The organism is Streptococcus sp. GMD4S (assembly GCF_000296955.1).
In genome coordinates this window covers 20,080-36,121 of sequence record NZ_AJRE01000031.1, presented here as the reverse complement: position 1 = coordinate 36,121, position 16,042 = coordinate 20,080, and the positions used below count along the sequence as shown (strand labels likewise).

The window sequence follows — 16,042 nt, the reverse complement described above, 5'->3', positions numbered from 1 at the left end:
GATGGAGACTGTATTACTACTATTATTAATTGCCAACCTAGCTGGACTCTTTCTCATTTGGCAAAGGCAAGATAAGCAAGACAAGTACCTAGCCAAGAGCTTGGAGGATCAGGCAGACAATCTTTCAGATCAACTGGATTACCGCTTTGAACAAGCCAGACAAGCCAGCCAGCTGGATCAAAAAGACTTGGAAGTGGCTGTCAGCGACCGTTTGCAAGAAGTGCGAATGGAGTTGCACCAAGGGCTGACTCAAGTTAGACAGGAGATGAACGAGAATCTCCTTCAAACCAGAGATCAGACCGACCAACGCCTTCAAGCCCTGCAGGAGTCCAATGAGCAACGTTTGGAACAAATGCGTCAAACTGTCGAGGAAAAGTTAGAAAAGACCTTGCAGACACGCTTGCAGGCTTCCTTCGAGACAGTTTCCAAACAACTGGAGTCTGTCAATCGTGGCCTGGGAGAAATGCAGACAGTTGCCCGCGATGTTGGCGCACTCAACAAAGTTCTCTCTGGGACCAAGACGCGAGGGATTCTAGGAGAATTGCAACTGGGGCAAATCATCGAAGACATCATGACACCAGCCCAGTACGAACGAGAATTTGCAACGGTTGAGAACTCTAGCGAGCGAGTGGAGTATGCCATCAAGTTACCTGGACAGGGGGACCAGGAATATGTCTATTTACCGATTGACTCCAAGTTTCCACTGGCGGATTATTACCGCTTAGAAGAAGCTTATGAAGCAGGCGATAAGGACGAAATCGAACGTTGTCGTAAGTCACTTTTAGCTAGCGTCAAGCGCTTTGCCAAGGATATCAAGAGCAAGTATCTGGCGCCGCCTCGAACGACCAATTTTGGAGTCTTGTTTGTTCCAACAGAAGGACTTTACTCAGAAATCGTCCGCAATCCTGTCTTCTTTGATGATTTGAGACGGGAGGAGCAGATTATTGTTGCTGGTCCAAGTACCCTATCAGCCCTGCTTAACTCTCTATCAGTTGGCTTCAAAACTCTCAATATCCAAAAGAGTGCAGATCATATCAGCAAGACTCTTGCTAGCGTTAAGACTGAGTTTGGCAAGTTCGGGGGGATTTTGGTTAAGGCACAAAAACATCTTCAACATGCCTCTGGCAATATTGATGAATTATTAAACCGTCGTACCACAGCTATCGAGCGGACGCTCCGTCACATTGAGTTATCAGAAGGTGAGCCTGCGCTTGATCTACTCCATTTCCAAGAAGATGAGGAAGAATATGAAGATTAGTCACATGAAAAAAGATGAGCTGTTTGAAGGTTTTTACCTGATTAAGTCAGCTGACCTAAGACAGACGCGTGCTGGGAAAAACTACCTAGCCTTTACCTTCCAAGACGATAGCGGCGAGATTGAGGGGAAACTATGGGATGCCCAACCTCATAACGTTGAGGCCTTTACCGCTGGGAAGGTGGTCCACATGCAGGGACGTCGAGAAGTGTACAATAATACTCCTCAAGTCAATCAAATTACTCTCCGCTTGCCTCAGCCTGGGGAACCCAATGATCCAGCTGACTTCAAGGTCAAGTCACCAGTTGATGTCAAGGAAATCCGTGACTACATGTCGCAAATGATTTTCAAGATTGAAAATCCTGTCTGGCAGCGTATCGTTCGTAGTCTCTACACCAAGTATGATAAGGAATTCTACTCCTATCCGGCTGCCAAGACCAACCACCACGCCTTTGAAACGGGTTTGGCCTATCATACAGCAACCATGGTGCGCTTGGCAGATGCTATTAGTGAGATTTATCCTCAGCTCAACAAGAGCCTACTCTATGCGGGGATTATGCTGCACGACTTGGCTAAGGTTATTGAGTTGACGGGACCAGATCAGACGGAGTATACAGTACGAGGCAATCTCCTTGGCCATATCGCCCTGATCGATAGTGAGATTACCAAGACCGTCATGGAACTGGGCATCGATGATACTAGAGAAGAAGTGGTGCTACTGCGCCATGTTATCCTCAGTCATCATGGCTTACTGGAGTATGGAAGTCCAGTCCGTCCACGTATCATGGAGGCGGAGATTATCCATATGATTGACAATCTAGATGCCAGCATGATGATGATGTCAACAGCTCTAGCTTTGGTGGATAAAGGAGAGATGACCAATAAAATCTTCGCTATGGACAATCGTTCCTTCTATAAACCAGATTTAGATTAATAATTTAAGAAAAACGAGCATTTTTTACGCAATAATGTTCGTTTTTTTATGTGAATGTGGTATAATGGATAAAATATCAAAATTAAATGGAATGGTAAATAAAAATGAAATTAAGAAGAAGTGATCGGATGGTTGTCATTTCCAACTATTTGATTAATAATCCATACAAACTAACAAGTCTCAATACCTTTGCAGAAAAGTACGAATCTGCTAAATCATCGATTTCAGAGGACATCGTGATTATCAAGCGTGCCTTTGAGGAAATCGAAATCGGCCATATTCAGACTGTGACTGGAGCAGGTGGTGGCGTTATCTTTACACCATCAATTTCGAGTCATGAAGCCAAAGAAATGATCGCAGACTTGCGTGACAAACTTTCAGAAAGCGACCGTATCTTGCCAGGTGGCTACATTTACCTGTCTGATTTGCTTAGTACGCCTGCCATTTTGAAAAATATTGGGCGTATCATTGCCAAGAGCTTTATGGACCAAAAAATCGATGCCGTTATGACAGTAGCAACAAAAGGTGTGCCACTCGCAAATGCAGTTGCCAATGTCCTCAATGTTCCATTTGTCATTGTGCGCCGTGATTTGAAAATTACCGAAGGTTCAACGGTCAGCGTCAACTATGTTTCAGGTTCCAGCGGTGACCGCATTGAGAAAATGTTCCTTTCAAAACGCAGCCTCAAGGCAGGCAGTCGTGTCTTGATTGTGGATGACTTTTTGAAAGGCGGCGGAACGGTCAACGGGATGATTAGTCTCTTGCGTGAGTTTGATTCAGAGTTGGCTGGTGTTGCAGTCTTTGCAGACAATGCCCAAGAAGAACGTGAAAAGCAGTTCGATTACAAGTCACTCTTGAAAGTAACCAATATTGATGTTAAGAACCAATCCATCGATGTTGAGATTGGAAATATCTTTGACGAAGACAAATAAGAGATAGAACTAAAGGTTGGAACGATTGTCCCAGCCTTTCTTTGCAAACAGAATAGAAGGATGCTTATGAAAACACCATTTATCAGCCGTGAAGATTTAGAAACAATTGTTGCAGAGTTCCCGACTCCCTTTCACTTGTATGATGAGAAGGGGATTCGTGAAAAAGCAAGAGCAGTCAACCAGGCCTTTTCTTGGAATAAGGGATTCAAAGAATATTTTGCAGTCAAGGCCACTCCAACTCCAGCCATCTTGAAAATCCTCCAAGAAGAAGGTTGTGGTGTGGACTGTTCTAGTTATGTAGAGCTTTTGATGAGCCATAAACTGGATTTCCCCGGTTCTGAAATCATGTTCTCTTCTAACAACACGCCTGACAAGGAATATGCCTATGCGCGTGAATTAGGTGCGACCATTAACTTGGATGCCTTTGAAGATATTGAACATCTAGAGCGAGCGGCAGGCATTCCAGAAATTATCTCTTGTCGTTACAATCCTGGAGGAGTTTTTGAGCTAGGGACAGACATCATGGACAATCCTGGAGAAGCCAAGTTTGGCATGACCAAGGATCAGCTTTTTGAAGCCTTTGCGGTTTTGAAGGAAAAAGGAGCCAAGACATTTGGGATTCACTCTTTCCTAGCATCCAATACCGTCACCCATCTCTACTACCCAGAGTTGGCGCGTCAGCTTTTTGAATTAGCCGTTGAAATTAAGGAAAAGTTGGGTATTTCGCTAGACTTTATCAATCTTTCCGGCGGAATCGGAGTCAATTATCGCCCAGACCAGGAGCCAAATGACATCGCTGTGATTGGTGAGGGAGTTCGTAAGGTTTATGAGGAAGTCCTCACACCTGCAGGACTTGGTCAGGTCAAGATTTTTACTGAATTAGGCCGCTTTATGTTGGCGCCTCACGGAGCTTTGGTCACAAGAGTCACTCATAAGAAAAAAACCTACCGTACCTATCTGGGCGTGGATGCCTCAGCAGTCAACCTCATGCGCCCCGCCATGTATGGAGCCTACCACCATATCACCAATCTGACCCATCCAGATGGACCAGTTGAGGTGGTAGATGTGGTTGGTTCACTCTGTGAAAACAATGATAAATTTGCAGTGAACCGCGAACTACCTCATACAGAAATCGGTGATTTGCTAGTGATTCATGATACAGGTGCACATGGATTCTCCATGGGTTACCAGTACAATGCCAAACTACGCTCGGCAGAAATCCTCTATACCGAAGAAGGAAAAGCCCGCCAAATCCGCCGTGCAGAGCGCCCTGAGGACTATTTTGCAACCTTGTATGGTTTTGATTTTGAATCGGATCATTAAAAGAAATTGAAAATGAAAGTGAAAAACAGATTGCTTTCTAAAAAATAGACAAAAAAACCTTGTTTTTCACCTTACTCGTGATATAATAAAACTATAAAACGGTTTCAAGGAAGGTGACGATATGTCTGAAGAAACAATTGACTATGGACAAGTGACAGGAATGGTGCATTCGACAGAGAGTTTTGGGGCGGTAGATGGCCCTGGGATTCGGTTTATTGTCTTTTTGCAGGGCTGTCACATGCGTTGCCAGTACTGCCATAACCCAGACACATGGGCTATGGAGACCAATAAATCACGCGAACGGACAGTAGACGATGTCTTGACAGAAGCCCTTCGCTACCGTGGTTTCTGGGGAGACAAGGGAGGAATCACTGTCAGTGGTGGAGAAGCCCTCTTACAGATTGATTTCCTAATTGCCCTCTTTACCAAGGCCAAGGAAAAAGGAATCCACTGTACCTTGGATACCTGTGCCCTTCCGTTCCGTAATAAACCACGTTATCTCGAAAAGTTTAATAAACTCATGGCGGTAACAGACTTGGTTCTTCTGGATATCAAGGAAATCAACGAAGAACAGCACAAGATTGTCACAAGCCAAACCAATAAAAACATCTTGGCCTGTGCCCAGTACCTATCAGATATCGGGAAGCCTGTTTGGATTCGCCACGTGCTGGTTCCAGGATTGACAGATAGAGATGAGGATTTGATCGAACTTGGTAAGTTTGTCAAGACCCTCAAAAATGTTGACAAGTTTGAAATCCTACCTTATCATACGATGGGAGAATTCAAGTGGCGTGAACTAGGGATTCCTTATTCGCTTGAAGGGGTCAAACCTCCAACAGCAGACCGTGTCAAGAATGCCAAGGAATTAATGGATACAGAAAGTTACCAAGATTACATGAAACGTGTTCATGGATAAAAAAGAAGCCTGATGGAGACATCGGGCTTTTGTGATGCAAAAAGACTTAGCCTCTCAGCTAAGCCTTTTTCTTATTTTCTAGAATGTTGTTTACCAGCATTGCGTTTTTTATGTTTCTTATTAGTCATGATCGCAGTTGCTTGGTTTGGAGTGACATCTTTGCGTCCGCCTCCAGTTGAAAATGAACTTGCTTTTGGTGGGTTTTTTGCAAATTCTTCACGAACTTTTTTGCGGAGTTTTGGACGAACAACATAGTTAACGATGAACTGTTGGAGAATCATCATGAAACCACCGACAACCCAGTAAAGCGTCACACTTGCTGGTGCGAAGAAGGAGAAGACGACAATCATGAGTGGACTCACGTAAATCATTTTCTTGAGCTGTGCTCTTTGCATCTCGTCTTCTACTCCATGAAGTGAAAGAAGTGATTGGAGATAGTAGAGGATACCAGCGAAAGCGACAAGGAGCAGACTTGGTGAACCAAGATCGATACCCAAGAAGGTAGAGCTAGCTACCCCGTCAGTGTATTGGGCTGCAAAGTAGATAGCAGAGAAGAAAGGCATTTGAATGAGGATAGGGAAACATCCTACACCACCGAACATGCTAATGCCATGTTCTTTCTGAGCTGCAAAGAGAGCTTGTTGAGCCTCAAGTTTTTCTTCTTGAGTGGTTGCTTCTTTGAGACGTGTTTGATGTGGTTCAAGCACGTGTTTGAGGGCATTCATCTTTTCAGAGTGAAGCGTTGCCTTCCATGATTGGTAGATACCAAGTGGCAAGATAATCAAGCGCACGATGATGGTTACGATGATGATAGCCACACCAAAGCCTAGACCTTTATCAGTAGCGAAGTACTTGATAGCTTCAGCCATAGGTGCTCCGATGGTATTCCAAATCAATCCTGTAGGTTGTCCTGTGGCTTTGTCTACTTGGACACAGCCTGTCAAGACGAGTAGCATAGCCACTCCCATAGCAGAGAGGGCAAAACGTTTAATAGATTTCAATGTTTTCATTCCTTCTTTAAAAATTATACCTTTCTATTCTACTGTTTTTTTGTAAAATATACAATAGTTCTAGAGACCTAATTTGCGACTTTGAAGTCCGAATAGGATGAAAAGTTGCTCATTTGTACATCTAGATAGGTAACTTTTGAAAAAGGTGTCGGACCTTTTCGGATTTCTTGGATAAATTTTGCCATAGTGGCAGAGGAGTCTGCCTGAGCAAGAATTTCCACTGTGCCATCGTCGTTATTCCAGACACGACCAGTGATGCCACCGATTTCAAGAGCTAAAGTAACAACACCCCAACGAAAACCAACACCCTGCACCCTGCCTTGGGCAATCATTCTAACCTTTTGCATACCAAACCCCTTTGATTGTGTTATAATATTTCTATGACTATTATAACCTCAAAAGCCAATTCTGTGGTAAAAAATGCCAAGAAATTACATCAAAAAAAATATCGAAAGTCTGCTTATTTGATTGAAGGCTGGCACTTATTCGAAGAAGCTGTTCAAGCAGGAGTGACGATTGAAAAGGTCTTTGCCCTAGAAAGTTACCGAGATCAGCTAGTTGCTTTTCCTCAAACTATTTGGGTTTCAGAGGAGATTTTGCTAGATTTGGCAGATACGCAAACTCCTCAAGGCATTGTTGCAGTGATTCAAAAAGAAGAAGTGGGACTGCCTGATCTCCATCAGGGCAAGTATCTATTTTTAGAGGATGTTCAAGATCCTGGTAATGTGGGCACCATGATTCGGACGGCGGATGCGGCAGGTTTTACAGGGGTTATTGTTTCAGACAAGTCAGCAGATATATACAGTCTCAAGACCCTGCGTTCCATGCAAGGAAGTCATTTTCATTTGCCTATCTATCGTATGCCTCTTGTCAGCTTTGTAGAAGAGGCAAAGAAGAGCAATTTGCCCATTCTGGCAACGACCTTATCGAGAGAGTCAAAGGATTATCGTGAGCTTTCTTCACTAGAGAACTTTGTTTTAGTCATGGGAAATGAAGGGCAGGGGATTAGTTCTGTCATGGCTGAGAGTGCTGATCAGCTGGTTCATATTGGCATGAAAGGCCGAGCAGAAAGTCTCAACGTAGCAGTTGCAGCAGGAATTTTGATGTTTTATTTTAGCTAATTTATAAAATCTTTGTTATAATCAAGACATATTTATAGAAAAAGGAGAATCAGAATGAATCAAACGATTATTCAAGAACGTTCAGGTCTTAATCAATTTTACGCTAAGGTTTATGCTTTTGTGGGACTTGGGATTGGTCTATCGGCTCTCGTGTCAGCTTTGATGTTGACAGTCTTCCAAGCTCAATTGACTTACTTTTTAATGCATGGCCGTCTCTGGTTGATGATTGCAACTTTTGCAGAACTTGGTTTAGTCTTTGTTGCAAGTAGCATGGCTACAAAAAATAGCCCAGCAGCTCTCCCAGTATTTTTAGTTTATTCTGTTTTAAATGGCTTTACGCTCAGCTTTGTCGTAGCCCTCTATACACCTGGGACCGTCTTATCAGCCTTTGTATCCAGTGCCCTTCTCTTCTTTGTCATGGCGGCAATCGGAATTTTCACCAAGAAAGATTTGAGTGGAATGGGACGAGCTCTGATGGCTGCGCTTGTCGGGTTAATTATTGCCATGGTCGTTAACCTCTTTCTAGCCAATAGTTTCTTTGACTACATGATTAGTATTGCCATGGTCTTGGTTTTCTCAGGTTTGATTGCTTGGGACAACCAAAAGATTCGCTATGTTTATGAGCAGTCACGAGGGCAAGTAGCGACAGGATGGGTCATCTCAATGGCGCTCAGCATCTATCTAGACTTTATCAACCTCTTCCTTAGCATCTTACGAATCTTTGGTCGAAATGATTAATGAATGACAGAGTCAGTGTTCAAAAGAGCACTGACTTTTTCTTATTTACTCTTTTCTTTTCTTGGAAATAGGTGTATAATGCTTTTAACTAATTTTTGAGGAGCTGTTTATGAAGAAAAGTTTTATTCATCAACAAGAAGAAATTTCCTTTGTGAAGAACACTTTTACCCAGTATTTGAAAGATAAGTTAGAAGTTGTTGAAGTTCAAGGTCCTATCTTGAGCAAGGTCGGGGATGGGATGCAGGACAACCTATCAGGTGTCGAAAATCCAGTATCTGTCAAGGTTTTGCAGATTCCAGATGAAACCTATGAAGTCGTTCACTCACTTGCCAAATGGAAACGCCACACCTTGGCTCGTTTTGGTTTCGGTGAAGGTGAAGGTCTGTTTGTTCATATGAAGGCCCTTCGTCCAGACGAAGATTCGCTCGACGCGACCCACTCAGTTTATGTGGACCAGTGGGACTGGGAGAAGGTTATCCCAAACGGTCAACGCAATATCGCCTATCTCAAGGAAACTGTTGAGAAGATTTACAAGGCTATCCGTCTGACAGAGCTAGCCGTAGAAGCCCGCTACGATATCGAATCCATCTTGCCAAAACAAATCACCTTCATTCACACAGAAGAGTTGGTGGAACGCTATCCAGATCTAACACCGAAAGAGCGTGAAAATGCGATCTGTAAAGAGTTTGGTGCAGTCTTCTTGATTGGTATCGGTGGCGAGTTGCCTGATGGCAAACCTCATGACGGCCGCGCACCTGACTACGATGACTGGACAACAGAGTCTGAAAATGGCTACAAGGGGTTGAATGGCGATATTCTCGTTTGGAACGAATCTCTTGGTTGTGCCTTTGAACTTTCATCAATGGGGATTCGGGTAGATGAGGATACCCTTCGTCGCCAAGTGGCTCTTACAGGGGACGAAGATCGTCTTGAGCTGGAATGGCATAAAGCCTTGCTTAACGGCCTTTTCCCACTGACAATTGGTGGGGGTATCGGACAGTCTCGGATGGCCATGTTCCTTCTTCGTAAGAAACACATCGGAGAGGTTCAGACCAGTGTCTGGCCTCAAGAAGTCCGCGATACGTACGAAAATATTTTGTAGAGAATCGAACCGCAAGGTTCGGTTTTCTTTCTCTTTTTGCCTATAATTTGGTATAATAAACGGTATGAAAATCGTATCAGGAATCTACGGAGGGCGTCCCCTCAAGACGCTAGAAGGCAAGACGACGAGGCCGACATCAGATAAGGTGCGTGGAGCTATCTTTAACATGATAGGTCCCTATTTTGAGGGCGGTCGTGTCTTGGATCTCTATGCTGGCAGTGGTGGTTTATCCATTGAGGCAGTCTCGCGTGGGATGTCCCATGCTGTCTTAGTGGAACGGGATCGAAAGGCGCAAGCTATCATCGCTGAAAACATCCAAATGACCAAGGAAGCTTCCAAATTTCAACTCTTAAAGATGGAGGCTGAACGGGCCTTGGAGCAAGTGAAAGGTCCCTTTGACCTGGTCTTTTTAGACCCTCCCTATGCCAAGGAACAAATCGTTGCAGATATCGAAAAAATGGCAGAAAGAAACCTTTTCTCCGAAGAGATCATGGTTGTCTGTGAAACCGATAAGTCTGTAGAACTACCAGAAGAAATCGCCTGCTTAGGTATCTGGAAGGAAAAAATATATGGGATTAGTAAGGTGACGGTCTATGTCAGATAAAATTGGATTATTTACAGGTTCATTTGATCCGATGACAAATGGACATCTGGATATCATTGAACGTGCCAGCAAACTTTTTGATAAGCTCTATGTCGGGGTGTTCTACAATCCCCACAAACAAGGTTTTCTCCCTGTTGAAAATCGCAAACGAGCAGTCGAAAAAGCGGTGGCGCATTTAGATAATGTAGAGGTGCTGGCTTCTCATGACCAACTAGTCGTAGATGTTGCAAGAAGACTGGGTGCTAAGACCCTTGTCCGTGGCTTGCGAAATACCACCGACTTGCAATACGAGTCTAGTTTTGATTACTACAATCATCAACTGGCTCCAGAAATCGAAACCATTTACCTATATAGTCGCCCAGAGCATCTTTATATTAGCTCTTCAGCCATGAGAGAACTTCTGAAGTTTGGTCAGGAGATTCAGCAATATGTCCCAAACAGTGTTGTGGAGGAATTAGAACATGAAGAAAAAAACTAGATGGCCCTTATATGTCATCCTAGCACTAGTATTGACTTTTTTAGCCTTTGTAGTACCTTTACCATACTACATAGAAGTTCCAGGTGGAGCGGAAGATATTCGTCGCGTTTTGAAAGTCAATGAAACAGAAGACACAGAACCAGGAGCTTACCAGTTTGTAACAGTCGGCATTCGACACGCCACCCTGTCGCATCTTGTCTATGCTTGGTTAACGCCTTTCACAGATATTAGAAGTGCCAAGGAGACTACGGGTGGCTCTACTGATGCAGAGTTTATGCGAATCAATCAGTTCTATATGCAAACTTCTCAAAATATGGCCAAGTATCAAGGACTGAAGACGGCTGGAAAGGATATCGAACTCAAGTACCTGGGAGTTTACGTCTTGACCGTGACGGATAATTCGACTTTTAAAGGCATTCTGAACATTGCAGACACCGTGACGGCTGTTAATGACAAAACATTTGATAGTTCAAAAGACTTGGTCGACTATGTCAACTCTCAACAATTAGGGGACACGGTCAAGGTAACCTATGAAGAAGACGGAAAAGTCAAGTCTGCAGAAGGTAAAATTATCACTCTCGAAAACGGAAAAAACGGGATTGGGATTGGCTTGATTGACCGTACGGAAGTGACCAGTGATGTTCCCATTCGCTTTTCAACAGCTGGTATCGGTGGGCCAAGCGCCGGTCTCATGTTTAGTCTAGCTATTTACACTCAGATAGCAGATCCAGAACTTCGTAATGGTCGCGTCGTTGCGGGAACGGGAACCATTGATCGCGATGGAAATGTTGGCGACATCGGTGGAATTGATAAAAAAGTAGTTGCAGCCTCTCGTCAGGGAGCCAACATCTTTTTTGCCCCTGACAATCCAGTCACTGAGGAAGCAAAAAAAGCAGATCCCAATGCGAAAAGCAACTATGAAACAGCCCTAGAAGCCGCCAAAACCATCAAAACAGAGATGAAAATCATTCCCGTTAAGACCTTGCAGGATGCAATTGATTACCTTAAAAACAATCCCTAATTTGTAGAAAAATCGAAAACTAGCGCGCAAGCGGATAAGATGGTATAATAGTCAAATGGTTCAATTATTATTCACTCTAAGTAGTCATATACTCTTTATTTATTTGAGTTTTTACCTTTTGAAGGATCTTGTGAGATGGGAAAAGGTTTTAAAAGTGACCACTACTAACACAAAAAAGGTTCGTTTATTGGTAGGCTTCTTTAGTATGGTGATGGGCTACATCTTGAGTTCATTCTTTATCAGTTTGTACCAACTTTGGCAAGAAGCGCTTAGAGGACTATTATAAAATCAAAAGTAAAGGAAACAACTATGGAAAAAATTGTGGTTCAAGGCGGAGATAATCGTCTGGTCGGGAGTGTGACGATCGAGGGAGCAAAGAATGCAGTCTTGCCCTTGTTGGCAGCGACTATTCTAGCAAGTAAGGGGAAGACAGTCTTGCAGAACGTCCCAATCTTGTCAGATGTTTTCACCATGAATCAAGTGGTTCGAGGTCTGAATGCCAAGGTGGACTTTGATGAGGAAGCTCATGTTGTCGAGGTTGATGCGACTGGTGATATCACTGAGGAAGCTCCATACAAGTATGTCAGCAAGATGCGTGCATCCATCGTTGTCTTGGGGCCAATCCTTGCTCGTGTAGGACATGCCAAAGTTTCTATGCCAGGGGGATGTACCATCGGGAGTCGTCCAATCGACCTCCACCTCAAGGGCTTGGAAGCTATGGGGGCAAAGATCACCCAGACAGCTGGTTACATCGAAGCTAAGGCAGAGCGTCTGCATGGCGCTCATATCTACATGGACTTTCCTAGTGTTGGTGCAACACAAAACCTCATGATGGCAGCGACTCTAGCTGATGGTGTGACGGTCATTGAAAATGCTGCGCGTGAGCCGGAAATTGTTGACCTTGCTATTCTCCTTAATGAAATGGGAGCCAAGGTCAAGGGAGCTGGTACCGAAACCATCACAGTGACTGGTGTTGAGGAACTCCATGGTACGACCCACAATGTGGTACAGGATCGTATCGAAGCCGGAACCTTTATGGTAGCGGCAGCTATGACTGGTGGAGATGTCCTCGTTCGTGATGCAGTCTGGGAACACAATCGCCCCTTGATTTCAAAACTACTTGAAATGGGCGTTGAAGTGACAGAGGAATCAGAAGGCATCCGTGTTCGTTCTCAACTTGAAAATCTCAAGGCTGTTCATGTAAAAACTTTACCACATCCAGGATTCCCAACAGATATGCAGGCGCAATTTACAGCTCTGATGACAGTCGCAAAAGGGGAATCCACCATGGTGGAAACGGTGTTCGAGAATCGCTTCCAACACTTGGAGGAAATGCGCCGTATGGGCTTGCACTCAGAGATTATCCGTGACACAGCTCGTATTGTTGGGGGACAGGCTTTACAGGGGGCAGAAGTTCTATCAACGGACCTTCGCGCTAGTGCTTCCTTGATTTTGACAGGTCTGGTGGTGCAAGGAGAAACAGTTGTCGGTAAATTAGTCCACCTTGATAGAGGTTACTACCGTTTCCATGAGAAATTGGCTCAGCTAGGAGCGAAGATTCAGCGAATCGAGGCAAATGATGAAGAAGAATAAAAACTTACGCTATGTACTCCGTCGTTTACTGTTGATTTTTATCGTACTATTGCTAGGCTTTCTGGCTTTAGGAATCGGCTTGATGGTAGGCTATGGAATCCTAGGAAAGGGACAGGATCCATGGGCAATCTTGTCTCCAGCAAAGTGGCAGGAATTGATTAGCAAATTTACAGGAAATTAGACTGGGAGACCAGTCTTTTTCTAAAGAAATAAGGAGAAAAATGGACAAAAAAACAAGACAAGCTCTGATAGGGTTACTTATATTCTTACTCTTGGCTGCTGGAAGCTACTATATCAAGCAGATGCAGACAGCGCCAAACACCCCTAGAACCAAGGTTAGTCAGAAAAAACAAGCTTCAGAAGCTCCCAGTCAGGAGCTAGCTGAAAGTGTCTTAACTGAGTTAATCAAAAACCAAATCAAGGGGGGGCTTGAGTGGAATGGAGCAGGAGCCTTTATTGTCAATGGCAATAAAACCAATCTAGATGCCAAGGTTTCTAGCAAACCCTATGCGGATAATAAAACAAAGACAGTGGGAAAAGAAACAGTTCCAACGGTTGCCAATGCCATCTTATCCAAAGCGACTCGGCAGTATAAAAATCGTGAAGAGACTGGAAATGGCTCCACCTCTTGGACGCCACCAGGATGGCATCAGGTCAAGAATCTAAAGGGGTCCTATACACATGCAGTTGATAGAGGACACCTGCTGGGTTATGCTTTGATAGGTGGTTTGGATGGTTTTGATGCCTCTACCAGCAATCCCAAGAATATTGCAGTTCAGACAGCTTGGGCTAACCAAGCGCAGGCTGAGGATTCGACAGGTCAGAACTACTATGAGAGTTTGGTCAGAAAAGCCTTGGACCAAAACAAGAGGGTCCGTTATCGCGTGACGCTCCACTATGCGACAAATGAGGACCTAGTTCCATCCGCTTCACAAATCGAAGCCAAGTCTTCAGATGGCGAATTGGAATTCAATGTCCTAATCCCCAATGTTCAAAAGGGAATCCAGCTTGATTACCGAACAGGGCAAGTAACAGTGACGGACTAGAAACAATAGATACTATAAAAACAGCTCCTTTGTCTTTTAGAGGCAGGGGAGCTGTTGTTTAAATGAAAAATAATGTGAATCCTGAGAGATTTTATGATATAATGAAACACAAGATACTATTTTAGGAGAAGGACTATGGAAGACCCGAGCAGTCAGAATTTGTTGCTACAGTTTGTATTGTTATTTATCTTGACCTTGTTAAATGCTTTTTTCTCAGCCACTGAAATGGCAATGGTGTCACTAAACCGTTCCCGAGTTGAGCAAAAAGCAGAAGAGGGAGACAAACGTTACGTCCGTTTGTTAAAGGTACTTGAAAATCCTAACCACTTTTTATCAACCATTCAAGTCGGTATCACCTTGATCACGATCTTGTCAGGGGCAAAATTGGCAGATACACTTGGACAAGTAATTGCCTCTTGGATGGGGAATGGAGAAACAACTTATGCCATTGCAAGTTTCCTCTCTTTGGCATTCTTGACCTACATCTCTATTGTTTTTGGTGAACTCTATCCTAAACGGATTGCCCTTAATCTAAAAGATGCCTTAGCCATTCGCTCTGTTCCGATTATCATTGGGCTTGGGAAGATTGTCAGTCCCTTTGTCTGGTTGTTATCTGCTTCAACCAATCTCTTGAGTCGTTTAACGCCAATGACCTTTGATGATGCGGATGAAAAAATGACTCGAGATGAAATTGAGTACATGTTGACCAAAAGTGAGGAGACTTTGGATGCAGACGAAATCGAGATGTTACAAGGGATCTTCTCTCTAGATGAGCTGATGGCGAGAGAAGTCATGGTTCCTCGGACAGATGCCTTTATGGTGGATATTCAGGATGATAGTCAAACCATTATCCAAAGTATTTTAAAACAAAACTTTTCCCGTATCCCAGTTTATGATGGGGATAAGGACAATGTGATTGGTTTGATTCATACCAAGCGTTTGCTAAACGCTGCCTATGCAGATGGCTTTGAAAATATTGTCTGGAAGAAGATCTTACAAGATCCACTCTTTGTTCCTGAAACCATTTTTGTGGATGACTTGCTAAAAGAATTGCGAAATACCCAAAGACAAATGGCCATTTTGCTCGATGAATATGGTGGTATGGCTGGTTTGGTAACTCTGGAAGATCTTTTAGAAGAGATTGTCGGTGAGATTGATGACGAGACCGATAGGGCAGAAATCGAAGTCCATCAAATCGGTGAGGACACCTATATTGCACAGGGAACCATGAATCTTAACGACTTCAATAACTACTTTGGTGTCGAACTAGAAAGCGATGATGTGGATACCATCGCCGGTTATTATTTGACGGGTGTTGGTACGATTCCAACAACTGAAAAAATCAGTTATGAACTGGTCAGTCAAAACAAACAAATCGTCCTGACCAATGATAAGGTGAAAAATGGACGTGTTACCAAGGTAAAAGTTCAAATTACAGAACTAGAACCTGAAGAAGAAACAGAATAAAGCAGTGACTTGAGTCACTGCTTTTTGTAAATCTAGATGGTAGATACAGTTATCCCCACTTATTAGGAATAACAGAAAAAGCCCGATTTTACGGGCTTTTCATTTGGTTAATTCCTGTTCATTCAGGTACTGAAAGGCGGTAGACGGATTTGAACCGACGATCAAGCTTTTGCAGAGCCGTGCCTTACCACTTGGCTATACCGCCTCAACGTTTATTATTATACCTTGAAAATCATTTCCCGTCAATAGTTTCTTATTCTAAAATCCAATTTAGGAAAACAGATGATGATCGAAGAAGTGAGAAAAAGCTTGTAAAAATCCCATTCTAAAGAGGGTCGGACTAGAAAGTATTTCTTCCAGAAACAAATAAAGAATGCAAAAATTTTGACAAATAGAAGTTTTTTGAGGGTATACGCCTAAATATTCTGAAAATTCGTTTACTTTTTAGATAATATATGATATAATTGACAATAAGCCTAAATTTTTCAAAGAGGAGTTAACA

At 43.4% G+C, this 16,042-nt stretch carries 18 protein-coding genes and 1 tRNA gene; 16 read left to right on the top strand and 3 right to left on the bottom strand.

The window, feature by feature from the left end; genetic code table 11:
- Position 1: 1 nt before the first annotated feature.
- The 5 genes from rmuC to pflA all read left to right on the top strand — a co-directional run bounded on the left by rmuC (position 2) and on the right by pflA (position 5,360).
- Positions 2-1,258, top strand: a complete 1,257-nt coding sequence (gene rmuC / locus GMD4S_RS02165; RefSeq protein WP_000450905.1) for a DNA recombination protein RmuC — start codon at positions 2-4, stop codon at positions 1,256-1,258.
- The gene (locus GMD4S_RS02160; protein WP_000703210.1) at positions 1,248-2,189 is read left to right on the top strand and encodes a 3'-5' exoribonuclease YhaM family protein; all 942 of its coding nucleotides are present in this window, start codon (positions 1,248-1,250) and stop codon (positions 2,187-2,189) included. Before rmuC ends, GMD4S_RS02160 begins: the two co-directional genes overlap by 11 nt.
- A 104-nt stretch (positions 2,190-2,293) precedes the next feature.
- Positions 2,294-3,121 (top strand): pur operon repressor, encoded by an 828-nt coding sequence (gene purR, locus GMD4S_RS02155; protein ID WP_002874197.1) that lies wholly within the window; start codon positions 2,294-2,296, stop codon positions 3,119-3,121.
- A gap of 66 nt (positions 3,122-3,187) precedes the next feature.
- Positions 3,188-4,444: a diaminopimelate decarboxylase gene (locus GMD4S_RS02150; RefSeq protein ID WP_000856549.1), complete on the top strand. Its 1,257-nt coding sequence runs from the start codon at positions 3,188-3,190 to the stop codon at positions 4,442-4,444.
- Positions 4,445-4,565: 121 nt separating this feature from the next.
- Positions 4,566-5,360 (top strand): pyruvate formate-lyase-activating protein, encoded by a 795-nt coding sequence (gene pflA / locus GMD4S_RS02145; RefSeq protein ID WP_001288281.1) that lies wholly within the window; start codon positions 4,566-4,568, stop codon positions 5,358-5,360.
- A 71-nt stretch (positions 5,361-5,431) separates the two neighbouring features.
- On the opposite strand, the gene yidC is transcribed toward pflA, so the two are convergent.
- Together yidC and GMD4S_RS02135 are read right to left on the bottom strand one after the other, a co-directional pair.
- The gene (gene yidC, locus GMD4S_RS02140; protein ID WP_008289070.1) at positions 5,432-6,361 is read right to left on the bottom strand and encodes a membrane protein insertase YidC; all 930 of its coding nucleotides are present in this window, start codon (positions 6,359-6,361) and stop codon (positions 5,432-5,434) included.
- Between the two features lie 77 nt (positions 6,362-6,438).
- On the bottom strand, positions 6,439-6,717 hold the full coding sequence (locus GMD4S_RS02135; RefSeq protein WP_001174609.1) for an acylphosphatase: 279 nt from the start codon (positions 6,715-6,717) through the stop codon (positions 6,439-6,441).
- A gap of 33 nt (positions 6,718-6,750) precedes the next feature.
- On the opposite strand from GMD4S_RS02135, the gene GMD4S_RS02130 reads away from it, so the two are divergent.
- From GMD4S_RS02130 to GMD4S_RS02085, 11 genes are all read left to right on the top strand, one after another.
- Positions 6,751-7,491 carry a TrmH family RNA methyltransferase gene (locus tag GMD4S_RS02130; protein ID WP_008289068.1) on the top strand — a complete coding sequence of 247 codons (741 nt, stop codon included), beginning with the start codon at positions 6,751-6,753 and terminating at the stop codon, positions 7,489-7,491.
- A 54-nt stretch (positions 7,492-7,545) separates the two neighbouring features.
- Positions 7,546-8,229 (top strand): Bax inhibitor-1/YccA family protein, encoded by a 684-nt coding sequence (locus tag GMD4S_RS02125; protein ID WP_001076860.1) that lies wholly within the window; start codon positions 7,546-7,548, stop codon positions 8,227-8,229.
- Positions 8,230-8,338: 109 nt separating this feature from the next.
- Positions 8,339-9,331, top strand: coding sequence for an aspartate--ammonia ligase (gene asnA / locus GMD4S_RS02120; RefSeq protein ID WP_000747998.1), 993 nt, complete (start codon positions 8,339-8,341; stop codon positions 9,329-9,331).
- Positions 9,332-9,395: 64 nt separating this feature from the next.
- Positions 9,396-9,935: a 16S rRNA (guanine(966)-N(2))-methyltransferase RsmD gene (gene rsmD, locus GMD4S_RS02115; protein WP_000706939.1), complete on the top strand. Its 540-nt coding sequence runs from the start codon at positions 9,396-9,398 to the stop codon at positions 9,933-9,935.
- Positions 9,925-10,413, top strand: coding sequence for a pantetheine-phosphate adenylyltransferase (coaD, locus tag GMD4S_RS02110; RefSeq protein WP_001280714.1), 489 nt, complete (start codon positions 9,925-9,927; stop codon positions 10,411-10,413). The genes rsmD and coaD overlap by 11 nt, the downstream gene beginning before the upstream one ends.
- Positions 10,397-11,434, top strand: a complete 1,038-nt coding sequence (locus tag GMD4S_RS02105; protein ID WP_000730776.1) for a SepM family pheromone-processing serine protease — start codon at positions 10,397-10,399, stop codon at positions 11,432-11,434. Before coaD ends, GMD4S_RS02105 begins: the two co-directional genes overlap by 17 nt.
- A 55-nt stretch (positions 11,435-11,489) precedes the next feature.
- Positions 11,490-11,720: a DUF1146 family protein gene (locus GMD4S_RS12765; RefSeq protein WP_008289067.1), complete on the top strand. Its 231-nt coding sequence runs from the start codon at positions 11,490-11,492 to the stop codon at positions 11,718-11,720.
- Positions 11,721-11,743: 23 nt separating this feature from the next.
- Positions 11,744-13,027 carry a UDP-N-acetylglucosamine 1-carboxyvinyltransferase gene (gene murA / locus GMD4S_RS02100; RefSeq protein WP_000411919.1) on the top strand — a complete coding sequence of 428 codons (1,284 nt, stop codon included), beginning with the start codon at positions 11,744-11,746 and terminating at the stop codon, positions 13,025-13,027.
- Positions 13,014-13,208 (top strand): DNA-directed RNA polymerase subunit beta, encoded by a 195-nt coding sequence (locus tag GMD4S_RS02095; RefSeq protein ID WP_000739701.1) that lies wholly within the window; start codon positions 13,014-13,016, stop codon positions 13,206-13,208. Before murA ends, GMD4S_RS02095 begins: the two co-directional genes overlap by 14 nt.
- Positions 13,209-13,248: 40 nt before the next feature.
- The gene (locus GMD4S_RS02090; RefSeq protein WP_000358998.1) at positions 13,249-14,073 is read left to right on the top strand and encodes a DNA/RNA non-specific endonuclease; all 825 of its coding nucleotides are present in this window, start codon (positions 13,249-13,251) and stop codon (positions 14,071-14,073) included.
- 135 nt (positions 14,074-14,208) lie between these two features.
- Positions 14,209-15,540: a hemolysin family protein gene (locus GMD4S_RS02085; protein ID WP_000390022.1), complete on the top strand. Its 1,332-nt coding sequence runs from the start codon at positions 14,209-14,211 to the stop codon at positions 15,538-15,540.
- Positions 15,541-15,674: 134 nt separating this feature from the next.
- Here the strand turns inward: GMD4S_RS02085 and GMD4S_RS02080 are convergent.
- A tRNA-Cys gene (locus GMD4S_RS02080) sits at positions 15,675-15,745 on the bottom strand.
- Positions 15,746-16,042: the final 297 nt, after the last annotated feature.